Annotated in this window: 17 protein-coding genes; 11 read left to right on the top strand and 6 right to left on the bottom strand. The window is 68.7% G+C overall.

Translation table 11 applies throughout. The features are described 5' to 3' along the window. The first annotated feature begins 160 nt into the window (after nt 1-160). The 4 genes from ACFCXS_RS26100 to ACFCXS_RS26085 all read left to right on the top strand — a co-directional run bounded on the left by ACFCXS_RS26100 (nt 161) and on the right by ACFCXS_RS26085 (nt 3,959). Nucleotides 161-847: a PadR family transcriptional regulator gene (locus ACFCXS_RS26100; protein ID WP_376645753.1), complete on the top strand. Its 687-nt coding sequence runs from the start codon at nt 161-163 to the stop codon at nt 845-847. A gap of 44 nt (nt 848-891) precedes the next feature. Continuing rightward, the gene (locus ACFCXS_RS26095) at nt 892-1,974 is read left to right on the top strand and encodes an inositol-3-phosphate synthase (RefSeq protein ID WP_376645752.1); all 1,083 of its coding nucleotides are present in this window, start codon (nt 892-894) and stop codon (nt 1,972-1,974) included. An 87-nt stretch (nt 1,975-2,061) separates the two neighbouring features. Next, nucleotides 2,062-3,324: an MFS transporter gene (locus ACFCXS_RS26090; protein WP_376645751.1), complete on the top strand. Its 1,263-nt coding sequence runs from the start codon at nt 2,062-2,064 to the stop codon at nt 3,322-3,324. A gap of 122 nt (nt 3,325-3,446) precedes the next feature. Then, nucleotides 3,447-3,959, top strand: coding sequence for a hypothetical protein (locus ACFCXS_RS26085; protein ID WP_376645750.1), 513 nt, complete (start codon nt 3,447-3,449; stop codon nt 3,957-3,959). A gap of 122 nt (nt 3,960-4,081) precedes the next feature. Here the strand turns inward: ACFCXS_RS26085 and ACFCXS_RS26080 are convergent, their stop codons facing one another. Then, nucleotides 4,082-5,527, bottom strand: coding sequence for a CCA tRNA nucleotidyltransferase (locus ACFCXS_RS26080; RefSeq protein WP_376645749.1), 1,446 nt, complete (start codon nt 5,525-5,527; stop codon nt 4,082-4,084). Between the two features lie 267 nt (nt 5,528-5,794). Here ACFCXS_RS26080 and ACFCXS_RS26075 point away from each other — a divergent pair, with 267 nt between their 5' ends. The 7 genes from ACFCXS_RS26075 to trxA all read left to right on the top strand — a co-directional run bounded on the left by ACFCXS_RS26075 (nt 5,795) and on the right by trxA (nt 15,592). Then, nucleotides 5,795-8,215, top strand: coding sequence for a DUF6049 family protein (locus tag ACFCXS_RS26075; protein WP_376645748.1), 2,421 nt, complete (start codon nt 5,795-5,797; stop codon nt 8,213-8,215). 43 nt (nt 8,216-8,258) lie between these two features. Next, nucleotides 8,259-10,556, top strand: a complete 2,298-nt coding sequence (gene murJ / locus ACFCXS_RS26070) for a murein biosynthesis integral membrane protein MurJ (protein ID WP_376645747.1) — start codon at nt 8,259-8,261, stop codon at nt 10,554-10,556. A gap of 141 nt (nt 10,557-10,697) precedes the next feature. Further along, nucleotides 10,698-12,416 (top strand): protein kinase family protein, encoded by a 1,719-nt coding sequence (locus tag ACFCXS_RS26065; protein ID WP_376645746.1) that lies wholly within the window; start codon nt 10,698-10,700, stop codon nt 12,414-12,416. Nucleotides 12,417-12,440: 24 nt separating this feature from the next. Continuing rightward, a complete protein-coding gene (gene sigM, locus ACFCXS_RS26060; RefSeq protein ID WP_376645745.1) occupies nt 12,441-13,166 on the top strand; it encodes an RNA polymerase sigma factor SigM in 726 nt (241 codons plus the stop codon). Further along, a complete protein-coding gene (locus tag ACFCXS_RS26055; RefSeq protein ID WP_376645744.1) occupies nt 13,163-14,080 on the top strand; it encodes an anti-sigma factor family protein in 918 nt (305 codons plus the stop codon). The genes sigM and ACFCXS_RS26055 overlap by 4 nt, the downstream gene beginning before the upstream one ends. A 165-nt stretch (nt 14,081-14,245) precedes the next feature. Next, nucleotides 14,246-15,214, top strand: a complete 969-nt coding sequence (gene trxB / locus ACFCXS_RS26050; protein WP_376645743.1) for a thioredoxin-disulfide reductase — start codon at nt 14,246-14,248, stop codon at nt 15,212-15,214. Nucleotides 15,215-15,259: 45 nt separating this feature from the next. Next, entirely contained in the window at nt 15,260-15,592 is a 333-nt protein-coding gene (gene trxA, locus ACFCXS_RS26045; RefSeq protein WP_376645742.1) for a thioredoxin, read from the top strand. 89 nt (nt 15,593-15,681) lie between these two features. On the opposite strand, the gene ACFCXS_RS26040 is transcribed toward trxA, so the two are convergent. From ACFCXS_RS26040 to ACFCXS_RS26020, 5 genes are all read right to left on the bottom strand, one after another. After that, nucleotides 15,682-16,299, bottom strand: a complete 618-nt coding sequence (locus ACFCXS_RS26040; protein WP_376645741.1) for a GNAT family N-acetyltransferase — start codon at nt 16,297-16,299, stop codon at nt 15,682-15,684. A gap of 324 nt (nt 16,300-16,623) precedes the next feature. Next, complete coding sequence (locus ACFCXS_RS26035) at nt 16,624-17,724, bottom strand: ParB/RepB/Spo0J family partition protein (RefSeq protein WP_376645740.1); 1,101 nt, start codon at nt 17,722-17,724, stop codon at nt 16,624-16,626. Beyond that, nucleotides 17,721-18,797, bottom strand: coding sequence for a ParA family protein (locus ACFCXS_RS26030; RefSeq protein WP_376645863.1), 1,077 nt, complete (start codon nt 18,795-18,797; stop codon nt 17,721-17,723). The genes ACFCXS_RS26035 and ACFCXS_RS26030 overlap by 4 nt, the downstream gene beginning before the upstream one ends. A gap of 265 nt (nt 18,798-19,062) precedes the next feature. After that, nucleotides 19,063-19,779, bottom strand: a complete 717-nt coding sequence (gene rsmG, locus ACFCXS_RS26025; RefSeq protein ID WP_376645739.1) for a 16S rRNA (guanine(527)-N(7))-methyltransferase RsmG — start codon at nt 19,777-19,779, stop codon at nt 19,063-19,065. A gap of 125 nt (nt 19,780-19,904) precedes the next feature. After that, a complete protein-coding gene (locus ACFCXS_RS26020; protein WP_033309900.1) occupies nt 19,905-20,417 on the bottom strand; it encodes a R3H domain-containing nucleic acid-binding protein in 513 nt (170 codons plus the stop codon). Nucleotides 20,418-20,420 lie beyond the last annotated feature (3 nt).

Raw genomic sequence — 20,420 nt, 5'->3', positions numbered from 1 at the left:
TCAGGCAACTCACGTCGGATGAATCGGTGATGTGATCCCGTTCACCCGCCCCCCTCTTGTCGCATCCGGAAGGCCGTTCTATCGTCGTGATGTATCGACTCGATACATCAGCTCGACACATCGGACTGATACACGCGCACCGCGGCGAGAGGAGGCGACGATGAGCCGGCGTTCCGGCATCCTCGAGTTCGCCGTCCTCGGCCTGCTCCGCGAATCTCCGATGCACGGCTATGAGCTGCGCAAACGGCTCAACACATCGCTGGGTGTGTTCCGTGCGTTCAGCTACGGGACGCTCTATCCCTGCCTCAAGACGCTGGTCGCCAACGGCTGGTTGATCGAAGAGACGGGCAGCACCACCACCGAGGACGCCCTCGCCGCCCCCCTCACGGGCCGCCGCGCCAAGATCGTCTACCGGCTGACGGCGGAGGGCAAGGAGCACTTCGAACAGCTGCTCTCGCAGACCGGGCCGGACGCGTACGAGGACGAAACCTTCGCAGCCCGTTTCGCCTTCTTCGGGCAAACCTCACGCGATGTCCGTATGCGCGTGCTGGAGGGCCGCCGCAGCCGGCTGGAAGAGCGGCTGGAGAAGATGAGCGCCTCCCTGGCCCGGACCCGGGAGCGCCTCGACGACTACACGCTCGAGCTCCAGCGCCACGGGATGGAGTCCGTGGAGCGCGAGGTGCGCTGGCTGAACGAGCTCATCGAGAGCGAGCGGGCTGGGCGGGACCTCAAGGGTCCGGCCTCTAAAGAGCCCGCTTCGCGTGACACCACATCTGGAGCGTCGGGCGTCCTGCCCCGGCCGGGGGACGACCCCCGTCCGGATGCGCCCGACGACACCGCCACGTGAGAGCCCATTCAGGGCCTCACTCGTACACACAGGGAGCAACCGGAATGGGTTCGGTTCGCGTAGCCATCGTCGGTGTGGGCAACTGCGCCGCATCGCTGGTGCAGGGAGTCGAGTACTACAAGGACGCCGACCCGGCGTCCAAGGTGCCGGGCCTGATGCACGTCCAGTTCGGCGACTACCACGTCCGCGACGTCGAATTCGTCGCCGCGTTCGACGTGGACGCCAAGAAGGTCGGTCTCGACCTGGCGGACGCCATCGGCGCCTCCGAGAACAACACCGTCAAGATCTGCGACGTGCCCAGCACGGGTGTGACGGTGCAGCGCGGCCACACCCTCGACGGTCTCGGCAAGTACTACCGCGAGACCATCGAGGAGTCCGCCGAGGAGCCGGCCGACATCGTCCAGGTCCTCAAGGACCGGCAGGTCGACGTCCTCGTCTGCTACCTGCCCGTCGGCTCCGAGGACGCGGCGAAGTTCTACGCGCAGTGCGCCATCGACGCCAAGGTCGCCTTCGTCAACGCCCTTCCGGTCTTCATCGCCGGCACCAAGGAGTGGGCGGACAAGTTCACCGAGGCGGGCGTCCCGATCGTCGGCGACGACATCAAGTCGCAGGTGGGCGCCACCATCACGCACCGTGTGATGGCGAAGCTGTTCGAGGACCGGGGCGTCATCCTGGACCGCACGATGCAGCTGAACGTCGGCGGCAACATGGACTTCAAGAACATGCTCGAGCGCGACCGCCTCGAGTCGAAGAAGATCTCCAAGACGCAGGCCGTCACCTCCCAGATCCGCGACCGCGAACTGGGCGAGGGCAACGTCCACATCGGCCCGTCCGACTACGTCGCCTGGCTGGACGACCGCAAGTGGGCCTACGTCCGCCTCGAGGGCCGCGCCTTCGGCGACGTCCCGCTGAACCTGGAGTACAAGCTCGAGGTCTGGGACTCCCCGAACTCCGCCGGCGTCATCATCGACGCCCTGCGCGCCGCGAAGATCGCCAAGGACCGCGGCATCGGCGGCCCGATCCTCTCCGCGTCGAGCTACTTCATGAAGTCCCCGCCCGTGCAGTACTTCGACGACGAGGCCCGCGAAAACGTCGAGAAGTTCATCAAGGGTGAGGTCGAGCGCTGACACGCGCAACAGTCGCTCCTGCCAGGGCTGTGAGGGTCCCCGGGTCGTACGACCCGGGGACCCTCCCCGTATGTGAGGCTGGGCTCCATGGCCGTCGTCCGTGACCTGCGCGTCCTGTTGCGCTTCCAGGGTTTCCGGCGCCTGCTCGCCGTACGTCTGCTGTCCCAGGGTGCCGATGGCGTCTACCAGGTCGCGCTCGCCGCGTATGTGGTCTTCTCCCCCGAGAATCAGACCTCGGCGGCCGCGGTCGCCTCAGCGATGGCGGTGCTGCTGCTTCCGTACTCCCTCGTCGGCCCGTTCGCCGGAGTCCTGCTGGACCGTTGGCGACGCCGTCAGGTCCTGCTGTACGGGAGCCTGTTGCGCGCTCTGCTGGCCTGCGCCACGGCCGTGCTGATCCTCAGTCCGGCTCCGGACTGGCTCTTCTACGTCTCGGCCCTGTGCGTCACCGCCGTCAACCGTTTCGTCCTTTCAGGTCTGTCCGCCGCGCTGCCGCGTGTGGTCGACGCCGGGCGCCTGGTCATCGCCAACTCCCTGTCACCGACCGCCGGAACGCTGGCGGCCACCGCAGGCGGCGGACTCGCCTTCGTCGTGCGCCTGGCGGTGGCGGACTCGGACGCCGCGGTGGTGCTCGTGGGGGCAGGGCTGTATCTGTGCGCGGCCCTGGCGTCGCTGAGCATGGCGCGCGAACTCCTCGGCCCCGACCGCCCCCTGCCTCGCGAGCAGATCGGGCAGGCCCTCACGGGCACCGCCCGCGATCTGGCAGCAGGCGTACGTCATCTGGCCGCTCCCCAGCGCCGGGAGGCGGCCTGGGCGCTCGCGGCGATGTCACTGATGCGGTTCTGCTACGGCGCCCTGCTGGTCATGCTGCTGATGCTGTGCCGGTACTCGCTCACCTCGACCACGGACGACGGACTGGCCCTGCTGGGGCTGGCGTTGGGCGTGTCCGGGGCAGGGTTCTTCGCAGCGGCCGTGTTGACGCCGTGGGGCGCGGGGCGGCTCGGGCCGGGCCGCTGGATCGTCGTGTGCGCGGGCGCCGCGGCGCTGCTGGAGCCCGCTCTCGGGCTGCCGTTCGCCACCGCCCCACTGCTGGCCGCGGCCTTCGTCCTGGGGCTGACCACCCAGGGCGCGAAGATCGCCACCGACACCATCGTCCAGTCCTCGGTGGAGGACGGCTTCCGTGGCCGGATCTTCTCGGTCTACGACGTCCTCTTCAACGTCTTCTTCGTCGGCGCGGCCGCCGTCGCGGCCCTGATGCTGCCACCGGACGGCCGATCCGTGCCCCTGGTGATCACGATCGCCGTTATCTACGCGGCAGTAGCTGTGACTATGGCCCGGTTTGGCCGTCAGTAAGTGTCACATCAATGACACAGAGCCACTTCCGGCTACTGCGTTGTCAGTGGGGACCGCTACCTTACGTGGGTCTTATCTCGCGACATGTTCGCGTCACTCACCATGTTCTAGGGGGACCCCCAGTGACTACTCCGCCGCCCCAGGGCAATCCGTTCGCACAGAACCAGCCCACGGCTGCACCCCAGGCTCCGTTCCCGCCCCAGGGCGGTTACCCGCAGCAGCCCGGTCAGCCCGGCTTCCCGCCCCAGGGCGCGGCTCCGTACGCTCCGGTTCCCCCGCAGCCGTCCGGCCGCAAGCTCAGCTTCAAGACGATCAAGAACATCGTCGTCGTCATCGCCGTGGCCGTCATAGCCATCGTCGGCTACGTCACGAGCCGGGACGACGCCAACACGGCGGCCGTCGGCGACTGCATGCACCGCGGCAGCAGCAGCGACAACAACCCGGACCTCGAAGTCGTCAAGTGCGACGACGCGAAGGCCCAGTACAAGGTGCTGGCCAAGATCGAGGGATCGTTCCTCACGGACACCCTGGCTTCCAGCAAGTGCGAGGCCGAAGCCAAGGACTTCCAGTACACGTACACCGAGAGTGGTGACGGCAAGGACTTCCTGCTCTGCCTGAAGGACTACAAGAAGTAAGCAGAGACGACGAGGGGCGGTGTTTCACGTGAAACACCGCCCCTCGGTCCGTTTCCAGCGAGCCGCCTGCCTTGAGAAGACAGGGGTCATGTTTCACGTGAAACATGACCCCTGCCGCAGCTTCAGCCCTCCTGGCCGACCCACCACTCCTTGAGCGCGGCGACCGCGGCGTCGGGCTCCATCGGCCCGTGCTCCAGGCGCAGCTCCAGCATGTGCTGGTACGCACGGCCGATGACCGGGCCGGGACCCACCCCGAGGATCTCCATGATCTGGTTGCCGTCGAGGTCCGGACGGATCGAGTCCAGCTCCTCCTGCTCCTGCAGCTTGGCGATCCGCTCCTCCAGCCCGTCGTAGGCACGCGACAGGGCCGCCGCCTTGCGCTTGTTGCGGGTCGTGCAGTCCGAGCGGGTCAGTTTGTGGAGACGGTCGAGGAGCGGGCCGGCGTCACGGACGTAGCGACGGACCGCCGAGTCCGTCCATTCGCCGGTGCCGTAGCCGTGGAAGCGCAGGTGCAGTTCGACCAGACGTGAGACGTCCTTCACCAGCTCGTTGGAGTACTTCAGAGCCGTCATGCGCTTCTTGGTCATCTTCGCCCCGACCACCTCGTGGTGATGGAACGAGACCCGGCCGTCCTTCTCGAAGCGGCGCGTGCGCGGCTTGCCGATGTCGTGCAGCAGGGCGGCCAGGCGGAGGGTCAGGTCGGGACCGTCCTCCTCCAGCGCCATCGCCTGCTCCAGGACGATCAGCGAGTGGTCGTAGACGTCCTTGTGACGGTGGTGCTCGTCACGCTCCAGGCGCAGCGCCGGCAGTTCCGGCACCACGCGCTCGGCCAGGCCCGTCTCCACGAGCAGTGTCAGGCCCTTGCGCGGCCGCTGGGAGAGGATCAGCTTGTTCAGTTCGTCCCGCACCCGCTCGGCCGAGACGATCTCGATGCGCCCGGCCATCTCCGTCATCGCCGTGACGACCTCGGGGGCGACCTCGAAGTCGAGCTGAGCCGCGAAGCGCGCGGCCCTCATCATCCGCAGCGGGTCGTCCGAGAACGACTCCTCCGGGGTCCCCGGAGTGCGCAGCACCCGCGCCGCGAGATCCTCGAGCCCGCCGTGCGGATCGACGAACTCCTTCTCAGGCAGCGCCACCGCCATCGCGTTCACCGTGAAGTCGCGGCGGACGAGGTCCTCCTCGATGGAGTCCCCGTACGACACCTCGGGCTTGCGCGAGGTGCGGTCGTAGGCCTCGGAGCGGTAGGTGGTCACCTCGATCTGGTAGCCGCCCTTGTGCGCACCCACCGTGCCGAAGGCGATCCCGACCTCCCACACGGCGTCCGCCCAGGGGCGGACGATCTTCAGGACGTCCTCCGGGCGCGCATCGGTCGTGAAATCCAGGTCGTTGCCGAGCCGGCCCAGCAGCGCGTCCCGTACCGACCCGCCGACCAGGGCAAGTGAGAACCCGGCCTCCTGGAAGCGACGGGCGAGGTCGTCGGCGACAGGGGCGACCCGCAGCAGTTCACTCACCGCGCGATGCTGCACCTGGCTCAGGGCACTGGACGTTTCTTCGTTGGCGTTCGGCACAACAGAAGAGGGTACGTGGCCCGGGCCCCCGTGAGCTCCTCCTATTACACGTGCGCAGGCAGGGGGAATCCATCCGCTTTACGCGCACAAGCAGAACTTTTGGTATGCAAAGAAGCGTCCTCTCCTATAGAGCGCCATACCGGACAGTGCGGGGCCTGTCCGCGATCTTGTGGAGCGGACCGCGGCACTTCCCCTCAGCGGGCATCGTTACCATGCGTGGACGCACATTCCGACGACCACTGACGACGACTAGGGACGGACGAGCGCGTGGCCGAGGCGGCAGACTTCCAGGGGACCAGTGCCTCACCTGCCCGCCGCTGGCTGCGGCGCACCGGGGCACTGCTCGCGGGCGCGCCGCTGCTGGCCGGACTCCTCCAGTTGCCCGCCGCGACGACGGCGGAGGCGGCCGGGCAGGAGTCCTCGCAGGCTGCCGCCGGCACCGGCTCGGTGTCGGTCGCGGTCGATTCGCTCAGCCCCGGTGCCCCGTCCGAAGGCGACACGGTGACCGTGTCGGGCACGGTCACCAACAACGGCAAGCAGACGGTGACCGGCGCCCACGTCGACCTGCAGGTAGGGCCCCCGCTCGGTACTCGTTCGGCGATCGACACCCTGGCCAGGAAGAGCGACGACCTCCAGGGGCCCTCCGGCAAGAAGGTCGGCGGCAAGTACACCGAGAAGTACGCGGCGCTCACCCCCGGCGTCGCCCAGCCCTTCAGCATCTCCGTGCCGGCCGACAAGCTGGATCTCGGCCGGGACGGCGTGTACCAGCTGGCCGTCGCGCTCTCCGGCGAGACCGCGGCAGAGCCCTGGGACCAGGTTCTGGGCGTCCAGCGCACCTTCCTGCCGTGGCAGCCGGAAGAGGCCGGCACCAGGACGAAGACCACGTTCCTGTGGCCCCTCGTCTCCGACTCCCACATGGCGGCCGAGACGGGGTCGAACGAACAGCAGACCCCGGTCTTCCGCGACGACAAACTCGCCGAGGAGATCGCCCCGGGCGGCCGCCTCGACCAGATGGTGTCGCTGGGCAAGGGCCTCGACGTCACCTGGGTGATCGACCCGGACCTGCTGGCGTCCGTCGACGCGATGACGCGGAGCTACCAGGTCCGCGGCGCGGACGGCACCACCACTGCCGGAAAGAACCAGGAGCTCGCCAAGCACTGGCTGGCCGAGCTCCAGCAGGCGGTGACGGGCGAAGAGATCGCCGCCCTGCCGTTCGGCGACCCGGACCTGGCCTCCCTCGCCCACAACGGCACGAACGTCACCGGCTCGCTGAACCACCTCAAAGAGGCCACCGACGTCGCCGACGACACGGTCGGCACGATCCTCCACGTGAAACCGTCCACGGACTTCGCGTGGCCGGTGGACGGCGCCATCGACCCCTCGATCGTGAAGGTCGCCACGTCCGCGGGCGCCGACAAGGTGATCACCCGCAGCGACAGCCTCCAGGACAACCTGCCGTACACGCCCTCGGCTGCCCGGCCGATCGGCGGCGGCACCACGGCCGTCGTCGCGGACTCCCGGATGTCAACGGCGTTCCAGGGCGATCTGACCAGGGCCTCCGCCTCCACCCTCGCCGTGCAGCGTTTCCTGGCCCAGAGCCTGACGCTCGGCCTGCAGACCGGCAAAGAGCGCAGCGTGGTCGTCGCCCCCCAGCGCATGCCGTCCGTGAGCCAGGCACAGGCCATGGCCGAGGCGGTGGGAGCCCTCCAGGTCGGGAACTGGTCCGAGCCGCAGGACCTCACGGCCGCTGCCAAGGCCAAGCCGGACCCGTCCGCCAACACCAAGGTGCCGTCGGCGTCCGCGTACCCCTCCTCGCTGCGCAAGCAGGAGCTGCCGAAGGCCGCCTTCGAGCAGATCGCCGAGACGCAGGCCAAGCTCGACAAGTTCCAGGTGATCCTCACCCGCCAGGCCCGGGTGGTGACGCCCTTCGGGCGGGCCATGAACCGCGAGATGTCCACGTCGTGGCGCGGCCGGGGCGTCGCCGCGGTCGAATACCGCGACGGCATCGAGACGTACCTCAACGGACTCATCGACGGGGTCAAGCTGATCCAGAAGTCGGAGACCAAGCTCTCCGGCCGCAGCGCCACGATCCCCGTGACCGTCCAGAACAACCTGGTCCAGGGTGTCGAGCACCTGAAGCTACGGCTCACGTCGAAGAACCCCACGCGACTCAAGATCGACGGGGACGCCTACGAGGAGCAGCGCGTCACCGTCAACGGCGGCCACGCCCAGTCGGTGAAGTTCACCACGTCGGCCAACGCCAACGGCCGGGCGGAAGTCGTCGCCCAGCTGTACACGGAGGACGGCCAGAAGTACGGCGCCCCGGTCACCTTCGACGTGCGGGTCACCGAGGTCACGCCCACCGTGATGCTGGTCATCGGCGGTGGTGTCCTGCTCCTGGTCCTCGCGGGCTTCCGGATGTACACCCATCGCAAGCGCGCCGCCGCACGTGAAGCCGCCGAGGACGAGGCCGCGGAGGACGGGGCCGCGGAGGCGGACGACGAGGCCGACGAGCCGCAGAGCAGGGACGACGCTTCACGGAACCCGGAGGCCTCCGGCACACGTCTCGAGGAGGAGCCCGGCGCCGGTTCGCGGGCGGACGCACCCGAGCAGCCGAGTGACCCGGCCCCGGACACCGCAGCGGAAAGCGCCGACCCGTCCGGCACGGGTGAGAGAGTGGACCGTTGAGAGATCGTGGCCGGTGGGCCCGGGACGATGAGGTGGGGTAACCATGAACGCGCCGTACGACGGTGACCGCGGCCGTGCCGCGGGCAGCCCGGGCCACCCCGATGGGGGCGGGCCCGAGGGCTCACCGCCCGAGCACGGCCAGGTGCCGCCGCAGCCGCCCACGGACATCTACCTCCAGGACGCCTACGGCCAGGACCCCTACGGCCAGGACCCCTACCGCGCACAGGACCCGGCCGGCGAGGCGCTCTACGACCGCGCCGCGCACCCGCCGCCCCCTCCCGGCACGTACCAGCCTCAGCAGAAGCTGTACGGGCCACCCGCGCAGTCGCCGTACGCACCCGACCCGCAGGTGTGGGCGCAGACGCCCGCCCCGGAGCCGGAGGGCCCGACGCGGCATCTGCCGTACGGCGACGACCCCCGCACCACCCAGTTCGTGGGCGTGGACGACCTCGTCTCCCAGGCGGGCGAGCCGCGCCAGGAACCGGACGCGTTCGCCCATCTCTTCCGGGACCAGCAGCAGAGCAGCGGTCACCCGTCCTACGAGTCGCCGTCGGTCCCCGGCCCGTCCCCGGCCCCGGGGCACACGGCACAGAGCCCCTACGCACCGCACAGCCCGTACGCGGCCGCCGACCAGACCGTGGCGGTCCCGCCCTTCGTGGGCGAGGGACAGGACGACTCTGAGCCCGACGCCTCGCCCGCTCCCAAGAAGAGCGGCCGCGCGGCCGGCCTGATGAAGTCCAGCGCCGTGATGGCCGCGGGCACGATGGTCTCCCGCCTCACGGGTTTCATCCGCTCCGCGCTGATCGTGTCGGCACTGGGCGTCGGCCTCCTCGGCGACACCTTCCAGGTCGCCTACCAGCTGCCGACGATGATCTACATCCTCACCGTCGGCGGTGGTCTCAACTCCGTCTTCGTGCCGCAGCTCGTGCGTGCCATGAAGGAGGACGACGACGGCGGCGAAGCGTACGCCAACCGCCTGCTCACCCTGGTCGTCGTGACGCTGGGCTCACTCACGGCTCTGTCCGTCATCGGCGCGCCGCTCCTGATCCGCGTGCTGTCCGACCCGGTCGCCAGCGACCCGGCGGCGAACCGGGTCGCCGTCACCTTCGCCCAGTACTTCCTGCCCACGATCTTCTTCATGGGCATCCATGTGGTGATGGGCCAGATCCTCAACGCCCGCGGCAAGTTCGGCGCGATGATGTGGACCCCCGTCCTGAACAACATCGTCATCATCGTGACGCTGGGCATGTTCATCTACGTCTACGGCACCGCTGCCGAGTCCGGGATGAAGGCCGCGAGCATCCCGCCGGAGGGCCAGCGCCTGCTCGGCATCGGCGTCCTGCTCGGCCTCGTGGTCCAGGCGCTCGCGATGATCCCCTACCTGCGCGAGACCGGCTTCCGGCTGCGGCTGCGCTTCGACTGGAAGGGCCAGGGCCTCGGCAAGGCCGTCACACTCGCCAAGTGGACGGTGCTGTTCGTCCTCGCGAACCAGGCCGGCGCCATGATCGTCATCCAGCTGTCCACCGCGGCGGGCAAGGCCTCGCCGGTCGACGGCACCGGTTTCTCCGCCTACGCCAACGCCCAGCTGATCTGGGGCCTGCCGCAGGCCATCATCACGGTCTCCCTCATGGCCGCCCTGCTGCCTCGTCTGTCGCGCTCCGCGGCCGAGGGCGACGCGGGAGCCGTCCGCGACGACATCTCCCAGGGCCTGCGCACCACAGCGGTCGCGATCGTGCCGATCGCGTTCGGCTTCCTCTCCCTCGGCATCCCGATGTGCACCCTGATGTTCGGCTCCTCGGGCACCAGCGAAGCCACCAACATGGGCTTCATGCTGATGGCGTTCGGCCTCGGCCTGATCCCGTACTCCGTGCAGTACGTGGTCCTGCGTGCCTTCTACGCCTACGAGGACACCCGCACTCCCTTCTACAACACGGTCATCGTGGCCGCGGTCAACGCCGGCGCCTCGGCGATCTGCTTCTTCGTCATCCCGTCCCGCTGGGCCGTGGTCGGCATGGCCGCCTCGTACGGCCTGGCCTACGCGATCGGCGTCGGCGTCGCCTGGCGACGGCTGCGCAAGCGCCTCGGCGGGGACCTCGACGGCGCCCGGGTCCTGCGGACTTACGCCCGGCTGTGCATCGCGTCCGTGCCGGCCGCCCTGCTCAGCGGCGCTGCCTGCTACGGCATCGGCCACTCGCTCGGCCAAGGCCCCGCCGGCTCCCTCGTCGCGGTCCTGGCAGGCGGCGCCGTGCTGCTCGGGATCTTCTTCGTCGCCGCCCGCCGCATGCGCATCGAGGAGCTCAACTCCCTCGTGGGCATGGTCCGCGGACGCCTGGGACGCTGAGGCGGGGGGTAGGCGCACAACCATCGTCAGCCACCGCGTGTCGTGCATAGCGGCGGACTGTGGGCACAATTGGTTTCGGCGTCGAGCGGCGCGCATGGGACGCCGGCCGGCGCGTAATGGGATGGGGAGGCAGGAACGACGGTGGCGGAACGGAGTACGGCTGCCGTCGACGTGGCAGACAACAGCGACGAGGCGTCGCTGACCGCACAGGCGGACCAGTCCACGGCCGACGGGGTGGCCAAGAACCGGGAGCGGGACACGGACAGCGACGAGGTACAGGAGAGCACCAGGACCGACGGTGCCGGAACGACCTCGCCTCCCGAACTGCACAGTGGTCACAAGCTCGCCAGACGGTACCGCCTCGAGGAGTGCGTGACCCGGCTGGACGGTTTCAGCAGCTGGCGTGCCGTGGACGAGAAGCTCCGCCGCGCCGTCGGCGTGCACATCCTGCCCGCCGACCATTCACGGGCCCGCTCCGTCCTGGCGGCCGCCCGCTCCTCCGCCCTCCTCGGCGACCCGCGTTTCGTCCAGGTACTGGACGCGGTGGAGGAGAACGACGTCGTCTACGTCGTCCACGAGTGGCTCCCCGACGCGACGGAACTGACCACACTCCTGGCCTCCGGTCCCCTGGAGCCCTACGACGCCTACCAGATGGTCAGCCAGGTCGCCTCCGCCATGGCGGCCGCCCACCGTGAGGGTCTCGCCCATCTGCGGCTGAACCCCAACGCCGTGTTGCGCGCCTCGACCGGCCAGTGGCGCATCCGCGGCCTCGCGGTCAACGCCGCCCTGCGCGGCGTCTCGTCCGACACCCCGCAGCGCACGGACACCGAGGCCATCGGCGCCCTGCTGTACGCGGCGCTCACCCAGCGCTGGCCGTACGAGAGCGACGCCTACGGTCTGTCGGGCCTGCCGAAGGACATCGGCCTGATCGCGCCCGACCAGGTCCGGGCCGGGGTGCACCGCGGTCTGTCCGAGCTCTCCATGCGCGCGCTCGTCAACGACGGCGCCACCGCGTCCCGGCACGAGTCGCCGTGCACCACACCGGAGGAGCTGGTGAAGGCGATCGGCGAGATGCCCCGCATCCGCCCGCCGGAGCCGGCATTCACCGCCCCGCCCGAGTACCAGCGCACGACGTACCAGCAGGGCACCTACGGCCGTCAGAGCGCGCGTCCCGGCGTCGCCCAGCCGGTCCCGACTCCGCCGCCCCCGCTCCAGAGCCGCACGGGCAAGGCCCTGAAATGGGCCGTCTCCGCACTCCTGATCGCCGCGCTGGGCCTCGGTAGCTGGCAGCTGGCCGACGCTCTGATGGACCAGAGCGGCAAGAACGACGAGCCCACCAAGACGCAAGACCACGAGAGCGGCGACAAGAACAAGAACGCAGCGCCGTCGAGGCCGATCCCCATCAAGGGCGCCGAGGAGTACGTCGCCAAGGGTGACGCCCAGCACCCCGCAGACGTGGGGAAGACCTACGACGGCAACACCTCCACGGCCTGGCGGACCAGCAGCTACCTGGACGGTCCGAAGATGGTGATAAAGCCGGGTGTCGGCATCGTCTACGACCTCGGATCCGAGCAGAAGGTCTCGGCCGCGACTCTGTCACTGCGGTACGGCAACGACCACACCACGGCCGAGCTGTACGCGACGGATTCCCTCGGTTCGTCGACGCCTCTGAGCTCCATGCGGAAGCTCGGCACCGCGACGACAAGCGGCACATCCCTCAAGGTGAGCGTCGACAGGCCGGTGAAAAGCCGGTACGTGCTCGTCTGGCTCACTGCCCTGCCGTACTCGGGTGACGACTCGGCCAACTTCAGCCGTACGGGATACAAGCAGGCCATCACCGAAGTGAAGTTCACGGGCTGAGAGCCGACCGAGGGAGGGGGTCCTATGGCAGACCGCACCGAGCACAGCGGTGCCAGTGATCAGGATCTCCTCGCACGCCACGTCGAAGGCGACCCCGATGCCTTCGGTGAGATCGTGCGGCGGCACCGCGACCGGCTCTGGGCCGTCGCCCTGCGGACGCTCGGCGACCGCGAAGAGGCCGCCGACGCCGTGCAGGACGCCCTCGTGTCCGCCTACCGGGCCGCCCACACCTTCCGGGGCCAGTCGGCCGTCACGACCTGGCTGCACAGGATCACGGTGAACGCCTGCCTGGACCGCGCCCGCAAAGCAGCCTCCCGGAAGACCTCCCCCGTGGACGACACCGAGCGCCTGGAGCAGCTGCTGGAGCCGCACGAATCGGCTTCCGCCCCCGCCGAGCGCAACGATCTCCACCGGCAGCTCATCGAAGCCCTGGGGGCCCTGCCGACCGACCAGCGGGCCGCGCTCGTCCTGGTGGACATGCAGGGCTACCCGGTCGCTGAGGCGGCTCGGATTCTCGATGTGCCCACCGGCACGGTGAAAAGCAGATGCGCGCGCGGAAGGGCCAGACTTCTGCCGCTGCTCACCCACCTGCGGCCGGACAACGGCGGTGAGAACAAGAACCCCGGCGGGGAACGGAACCGGACGCAGGGGGCAGCCGTCCCACCCGCAGCGGGGCCGCGCCAAGCAGGACCCCCGGACACAGGACCGACCGACTCAGCTGCGGTGAAGGGCGGAGGTGGACGAGCGTGACGTCGACGACAGACATGGCCGGGCACCCGGACGTCGCGGAGATCTCCGACCTCGCCGAGGGGCTCCTCCCACCGGCCCGGACCACCGATCTGCGTGGGCACCTCGACGCCTGCGAACTCTGCGCGGACGTGTACGCCTCCCTGGAGGAGATCCGTGGGCTGCTCGGCACGCTGCCTGGCCCGCCCCGCATGCCCGCGGATGTCGCGGGCCGCATCGATGCGGCTCTCGCCGCCGAGGCCCTGCTGCACGCCAACGGTCCGGAGTCTGCGGAAAGCCCGGCGCCGACGAGTGCTCCCCCTTCCGGCGCTGCCGGTCTCCCCTCCGGAGACGACAGCGATGCGCATGTTTCACGTGAAACATCGAAGCCCGCCGACCGGCCCTTCGGCCGCCCGCGTTCCTCCACCACCGGTCCGGGCCGCAAAGGCCGCACACGCATGGGACGCCGCAGGGTGGCCGTGCTGGGGACCGTCTTCACGGTGGCCGCCCTGGGGCTGGGTTCCGTGTTGCTGTCCTCCCTCGGCGACAACAAGCCCTCGAAGACCACTGCCGCGGACACCTTCTCCGAGGGAAAGCTGCAGAAGCAGGTCACCGACCTCCTGGACCAGGACAAGACCAAGGGCGGCGGCTCCCGCACCCCCTTCGGCGCTGCGACAGCCCCCGGCACCAATCAGCCCAAGCTCGCCAAGGAACCCGTGGTGCCCGGCTGCGTCCGGGACGGCATCGGGCGCGACGATCCGGCGCTGGCCACCGAGAACGGGGTCTACCAAGGGAAGAAGGCCATGCTCGTGCTGCTTCCCGACGCCTCCGACGCCACTCGGGTCACCGCCTACATCGTCGACGCGACGTGTGTGGATCACGCGGCGTCCACTGCCACCGGCGAGGTGCTCCTCGAGCGCACCTACCCGTCCGCCTGAGCGAGCGCTCGCCTCGGCCCCCAAGGGTCACTGCTTGGTGCCGCATCTCCGTGTGCCCGGACACAGTGGGAATGCGCGCCCCTTAGGATCCGTTGGGTGGGGTGAGAGGTCCTAGAGACGCTCCCACCGGTCGAACGACGCAGTCCAGAGACGAGGAATCAAGCCGTGAGCGACGTCCGTAACGTGATCATCATCGGCTCCGGGCCCGCCGGCTACACGGCGGCGCTCTACACCGCGCGCGCGTCGCTGAAGCCCCTGGTGTTCGAGGGCGCCGTCACCGCTGGTGGTGCGCTCATGAACACCACCGACGTCGAAAACTTCCCGGGCTTCCAGGACGGCATCATGGGCCCCGAGCTCATGGACAACATGCGCGCCCAGTCGGAGCGCTTCGGAGCCGAACTCGTTCCGGACGACATCGTGGCCGTCGATCTGAGCGGTGAGATCAAGACCGTCACGGACACGGCAGGCACGGTGCACCGGGCGAAGGCCGTGATCGTCACCACTGGCTCGCAGCACCGCAAGCTCGGCCTGCCGAACGAGGACGCCCTCTCCGGGCGCGGCGTGTCCTGGTGCGCCACCTGTGACGGGTTCTTCTTCAAGGACCAGGACATCGCCGTGATCGGTGGCGGTGACACCGCGATGGAGGAGGCTACTTTCCTCTCGCGGTTCGCCAAGTCCGTGACCATCGTCCACCGTCGTGACACCCTGCGCGCTTCCAAGGCGATGCAGGAGCGTGCCTTCGCCGACCCGAAGATCTCCTTCGTCTGGGACAGCGAGGTCGCCGAGATCCAGGGCGACCCGAAGCTCTCGGGTCTGAAGCTGCGCAACCTCAAGACCGGTGAGCTCTCGGACCTGCCGGTCACCGGACTGTTCATCGCCATCGGCCACGACCCGCGCACCGAACTCTTCAAGGGGCAGCTCGACCTCGACGAAGAGGGGTACCTGAAGGTACAGGCACCGTCGACGCACACGAACCTGACCGGTGTGTTCGCTGCCGGTGACGTCGTCGACCACACCTACCGCCAGGCGATCACCGCGGCCGGGACCGGCTGCTCCGCAGCTCTCGACGCCGAGCGCTACCTCGCCGCCCTGGCGGACGAAGAGCAGCCCGAGCCCGAGAAGACCTCTGTCTGACCTCCCCCTACCCGCCCCACGCACCAACCAGTTAAGGAGCCCGCCGTGGCCGGCACCCTGAAGAATGTGACCGACGACTCCTTCGAGCAGGACGTCCTCAAGAACGACAAGCCTGTTCTGGTGGACTTCTGGGCCGCCTGGTGCGGTCCGTGCCGCCAGATCGCTCCGTCCCTCGAGGCGATCGCCTCCGAGTACGGCGACAAGATCGAGATCGTCAAGCTGAACATCGACGAGAACCCGGGTACGGCCGCCAAGTACGGCGTCATGTCCATCCCGACTCTGAACGTCTACCAGAGTGGCGAGGTCGCCAAGACCATCGTGGGCGCGAAGCCGAAGGCCGCGATCGTTCGCGACCTCGAGGAGTTCATCGCCGAGTGAATCGGCTGAGCCGTCGCACCGGCGGCGTATGTTTCACGTGAAACACGAATGGGCCAACCCTTCCGGGTTGGCCCATTCGTTTGACTGCCCTACAGCGGTCGCAGCGCCGGCTCTTTCTGCACGGCTCCCAGGAGCCGGTCCAGGGCCATCTCGACGTCTTCCTTCCACGAGAGCGTGGACCTCAGTTCCAGCCTCAGGCGGGGATGGGTGGGGTGCTGGCGGACCGTCTTGAAGCCCACAGCCAGGAGATGGTCGGCGGGCAGGACGCAGGCAGGTTCCTTCCAACGCGCGTCCCCGAAGGCTTCGATCGCCTTGAAGCCCCGCCGCAGAAGATCCTTGGCGACCGTCTGCACCATCACCCGCCCGAGTCCCTGCCCTTGGTAGCCGGGAACGATGAACGCGGTCATCAGCTGCACCGCGTCGGGCGAGACAGGACTCGTGGAAAACGCCGTGGAGCGGGGAACGTAGGCGGGCGGGGCGTAGAGCACGAAGCCCACTGGCACATCGTCGACGTACACGACCCGCCCGCAGGAGCCCCAGTCCAGCAGAACCGCCGAGATCCAGGCTTCCTTCTCCGAAGCGGACGTGCCCGCCTCTACCGCGGCCTCACCGCTGACTGGGTCGAGTTCCCAGAAGACACACGAGCGACAACGCTTGGGAAGGTCCTGGAGGTTGTCCAGCGTGAGCGGTACGAGCCGGCGGCCCATGAAGGCTGTTCCTCGCTTCCTTCGCCCGCCGCCGCGTCGCGGGCGGCTGTCAGAGCACTCCGTTCCCTGAGGAGACTGCCGATGAACCCACCGACTGCTCCCAGTCCCAAACCGGCGCTCACCAATCCTGTGCGCCTCATGGTTCGCATGGCCCCTGCCTCCCTCTCAGAGGTGCTGACAAGTGGTTGCGCCGTACCCAACGCATCGTATCCACGATGCGATTCCATCGATACCGCCAGAAAGGAACAGAGCGAGCCACGTTCCGGCACACACCGGACATGGCCCGCTCCGTCTCCCGGACTGCGGAGTTCCCGTGCCGGAGGCTCAGGACTCGTCCTCCTCGGAGTCACCCTCCAGGAGACTCTTCTGCAGGACCGGCCCCTCGCCAGGAGCGAGTGAGCCGAGGATGCGCTCAAGGTCCTCCATCGAGGCGAACTCGACGGTGATCTTGCCCTTCTTCTGGCCCAGGTCGACCTTCACGCGTGTCTCGAAGCGGTCGGAGAGCCGCGTGGCGAGGTCGGACAGCGCGGGCGAAACCCGTGCACCGGCACGCGGGCCCTTGGGCTTCTGAGCCGTCTGAGGCCGAGACCCCATCAGGGTCACGATCTCCTCGACCGCCCGCACGGAGAGCCCTTCGGCCACGATGCGGTGAGCAAGCCGATCCTGCTCCTCCGAGTCCTCGACCGAGAGCAGTGCCCGCGCGTGGCCGGCGGACAGCACCCCCGCGGCGACCCTGCGCTGCACGGCAGGGGAGAGCCTCAGCAGACGCAGGGTGTTGGAGACCTGAGGACGGGATCGGCCGATGCGGTCCGCCAGCTGGTCATGCGTGCAGTTGAAGTCCCTCAGCAACTGGTCATAGGCGGCTGCCTCTTCCAGCGGGTTCAGCTGGGCGCGGTGCAGGTTCTCCAGCAGGGCGTCCAGGAGAAGCTTCTCGTCCTCCGTGGCGCGCACGATGGCCGGGATCGCCTCCAGCCCCGCCTCACGACAGGCCCGCCAGCGGCGCTCGCCCATGATGAGCTCGTAGCGATCGGGCCCTACCTGCCGTACGACGACCGGCTGGAGAAGCCCCACCTCCTTGATGGAGGTGATGAGCTCGGACAGCGCATCCTCGTCGAAGACGTCACGCGGCTGGCGCGGGTTCGGCGAGATGGAGTCGAGAGGGATCTCGGCGAAATGCGCACCCATGGGTGCTGCGGGCGTGGCAGCGGCGATCGACTGATCCGGCTCCTCTGTTTCACGTGAAACAGACGGCAGCGTCGCTACCTTCGCCGCGGCCACCCCACGGTCGCTCGGCAGCGCAGGAACTGCCGCGGGGGACGCGGACACAGCGTTCCCCGCCGCGGCCTGGGCCACCGACTTCTCCGTCGGTGCGGCAGGGATCAGTGCGCCGAGACCACGGCCCAGCCCCCTCCGTCGCTCGCTCACTGGATGCCCTCCACCATGCTCGGGTCGTTCTGCTGTGCGCCGATATGGGCGTGCGTCGCGTCATAGCTGATGCCGACGCCCTTCAGCGCGATCTCTCGTGCCGCCTCAAGATAGGAGAGGGCACCACTCGATCCAGGATCGTAGGTCAATACCGTCTGCCCATAACTCGGCGCCTCCGAGATACGGACCGAGCGGGGGATGCTCGTCCGCAGTACCTCGTCACCGAAGTGGGTGCGCACCTCCTCCGCGACCTGGGACGCGAGGCGCGTCCGGCCGTCGTACATGGTGAGCAGGATGGTCGACACATGCAGGGCGGGGTTGAGGTGCCCCCGCACCAGGTCGACGTTGCGCAGCAGCTGCCCGAGGCCTTCCAGCGCGTAGTACTCGCACTGGATGGGGATCAGAACCTCCTGGCCCGCCACAAGAGCATTGACCGTGAGAAGACCGAGCGAGGGCGGGCAGTCGATGAGGATGTAGTCCAGCGGCTGTTCGTACGCCTGGATCGCACGCTGCAGCCTGCTCTCCCGCGCCACGAGGGACACAAGCTCGATCTCCGCACCGGCGAGATCGATGGTGGCGGGAGCGCAGAAGAGTCCCTCGACATCGGGGACCGGCTGGACGACTTCGGAGAGCGGCTTGCTGTCGACCAACACGTCGTAGATGGAAGGGACTTCGGCGTGGTGATCGATCCCCAGGGCGGTCGACGCGTTGCCCTGCGGGTCGAGGTCGACCACCAGGACTCGGCCACCGTGCAGCGCCAGCGATGCGGCAAGGTTGACGGTCGTCGTCGTCTTCCCCACACCGCCCTTCTGATTGGCGACCACCATGATGCGCGTCTGCTCGGGCCGTGGCAGGCCTTCGCCGGCGCGCCCCAGAGCCTCCACCGCCAGTTGGGCAGCACGACCGATGGGAGTGTCGTCCATCGGAGGCGGTGTTTCACGTGAAACATCCGCCCCCATCGACTCGGTACGGGGACCGGGGACCGGATCGGTCATCGGTCCCGCGATGTTGGCGTCGGACCGCAAGGATTCACTCTCCTCGACTTCAGGCTCGCAATGAACAGAGCCTCCCATGTCTTCGGGGTCGCGAACCAGTGAGGCCTGGCGTTCTGTGGAGAAATCCACCTCTGTGGATACCTCAGGTCCCTCATCGAGTGAACCAAGAGGCTTTCGGTCGCGGGGTTCGGCCGCAGCGCGGCCACGACTGATGATGCCGTGCAGCAGTGAGCGACGTTTCACGTGAAACACGATGCACAGCAGCCGTGGCCGGATTGCCGCGACACTCCGGCATGCATGGGTTTGGCAGCTTGTGTGGAGTACGTCTCTTCCTCAGGACGGATCAGCGTCGACGGCGCGTCCTGTTCGTGCGAGCCGCCTTCGCCCGCTTCGCAGCGAAGCGCACACCGCCGGGGCTCTCCCCGACCTCGACCCGTACGACGGTGGAGGTCGGGTCCACCACGCCCTCACCCACATGCAGGATGGATGTCTCCACCGCACCCAGCTTGCTCAGCGCCGCCGACGCGCTCTTCAGCTCCTCCTCGGCGGTGTCACCCTTGAGCGCGAGCATCTCCCCGTACGGCCGCAGCAGCGGAATGCCCCAGGTGGCGAGCCGGTCGAGGGGCGCCACGGCTCGAGCCGTCACGACGTGCACGGGCTGAATCTTCCCCATGACCTCTTCGGCCCGGCCGCGCACCACCGTCACATGGTCGAGTCCGAGCAGCTCCACGACCTCGGTGAGGAAGTTGGTACGCCGCAGCAGCGGCTCCAGGAGCGTGATCTTCAGGTCGGTGCGTACCAGCGCCAGCGGAATGCCGGGGAGCCCGGCACCGGAGCCGACATCGCACACGGTCACGCTGTCGGGCACGACCTCCGAGAGCACCGCGCAGTTCAGCAGGTGCCGCTCCCACAGGCGGGGCACCTCTCGCGGGCCGATGAGACCGCGCTGCACGCCCGCCTCTGCGAGCAGCTCGGCGTACCGCACCGCATCCGCGAAGCGATCACCGAACACCTCGCGCGCCTGCTCGGGCGCGGGGGGAAGCTCCGCTGCCTCCGTCACGGGGGACCGTCCTTCCGTACCGCGTCAGCGCACCCGGCGCCGACACCAGAACCACCAGAACTATCAGGCTGACAAAGTTCGGCCCCGCCTGCGCAACAGACGGGGCCGGGGAACGTGAGGGCCGATCAGGCAGGCAGCACGACGACGAAGCGCTGCGGCTCCTCGCCCTCGGACTCGCTGCGCAGGCCCGCGGCCTTGACCGCGTCGTGCACGACCTTGCGCTCGAAGGGCGTCATCGGCTTCAGCTTGACGGCCTCACCGCTGCTCTTGGCCTCCGCGGCGGCCTTGGCACCCAGCTCGGACAGCTCGGAGCGCTTCTGTGCCCGGTACCCCGCGATGTCGAGCATCAGGCGGCTGCGGTCACCGGTCTCCCGGTGCACGGCCAGCCGGGTGAGCTCCTGGAGCGCTTCCAGCACCTCGCCGTCACGGCCGACCAGCTTCTGCAGATCGCGGCCGCCCGCGTCACTGATGATCGAGACGGAGGCGCGGTCGGCCTCGACGTCCATGTCGATATCGCCGTCGAGGTCGGCAATGTCGAGCAGACCCTCCAGGTAGTCCGCCGCGATCTCGCCTTCCTGCTCCAGGCGAGTCAGGGTGTCTGCACCCTCGGCAGCGGCGGAGGTGGTGCCTTCCGTCACGGG

This window comes from Streptomyces sp. NPDC056373 (assembly GCF_042262425.1).
Lineage (GTDB): Bacteria > Actinomycetota > Actinomycetes > Streptomycetales > Streptomycetaceae > Streptomyces.
This window is presented reverse-complemented; position numbering and strand designations above follow the sequence as displayed.

What these genes read in the sequence shown, in the direction of transcription:
- murJ (WP_376645747.1), top strand. Translation starts at nt 8,259, where the DNA reads ATGAACGCGCCGTACGACGGTGACCGCGGCCGTGCCGCGGGCAGCCCG.
- ACFCXS_RS26095 (WP_376645752.1), top strand. Translation starts at nt 892, where the DNA reads ATGGGTTCGGTTCGCGTAGCCATCGTCGGTGTGGGCAACTGCGCCGCA.
- sigM (WP_376645745.1), top strand. Translation starts at nt 12,441, where the DNA reads ATGGCAGACCGCACCGAGCACAGCGGTGCCAGTGATCAGGATCTCCTC.
- ACFCXS_RS26030 (WP_376645863.1), bottom strand. Translation starts at nt 18,797, where the DNA reads ATGGGAGGCTCTGTTCATTGCGAGCCTGAAGTCGAGGAGAGTGAATCC.
- ACFCXS_RS26090 (WP_376645751.1), top strand. Translation starts at nt 2,062, where the DNA reads ATGGCCGTCGTCCGTGACCTGCGCGTCCTGTTGCGCTTCCAGGGTTTC.
- ACFCXS_RS26040 (WP_376645741.1), bottom strand. Translation starts at nt 16,299, where the DNA reads ATGGGCCGCCGGCTCGTACCGCTCACGCTGGACAACCTCCAGGACCTT.
- ACFCXS_RS26100 (WP_376645753.1), top strand. Translation starts at nt 161, where the DNA reads ATGAGCCGGCGTTCCGGCATCCTCGAGTTCGCCGTCCTCGGCCTGCTC.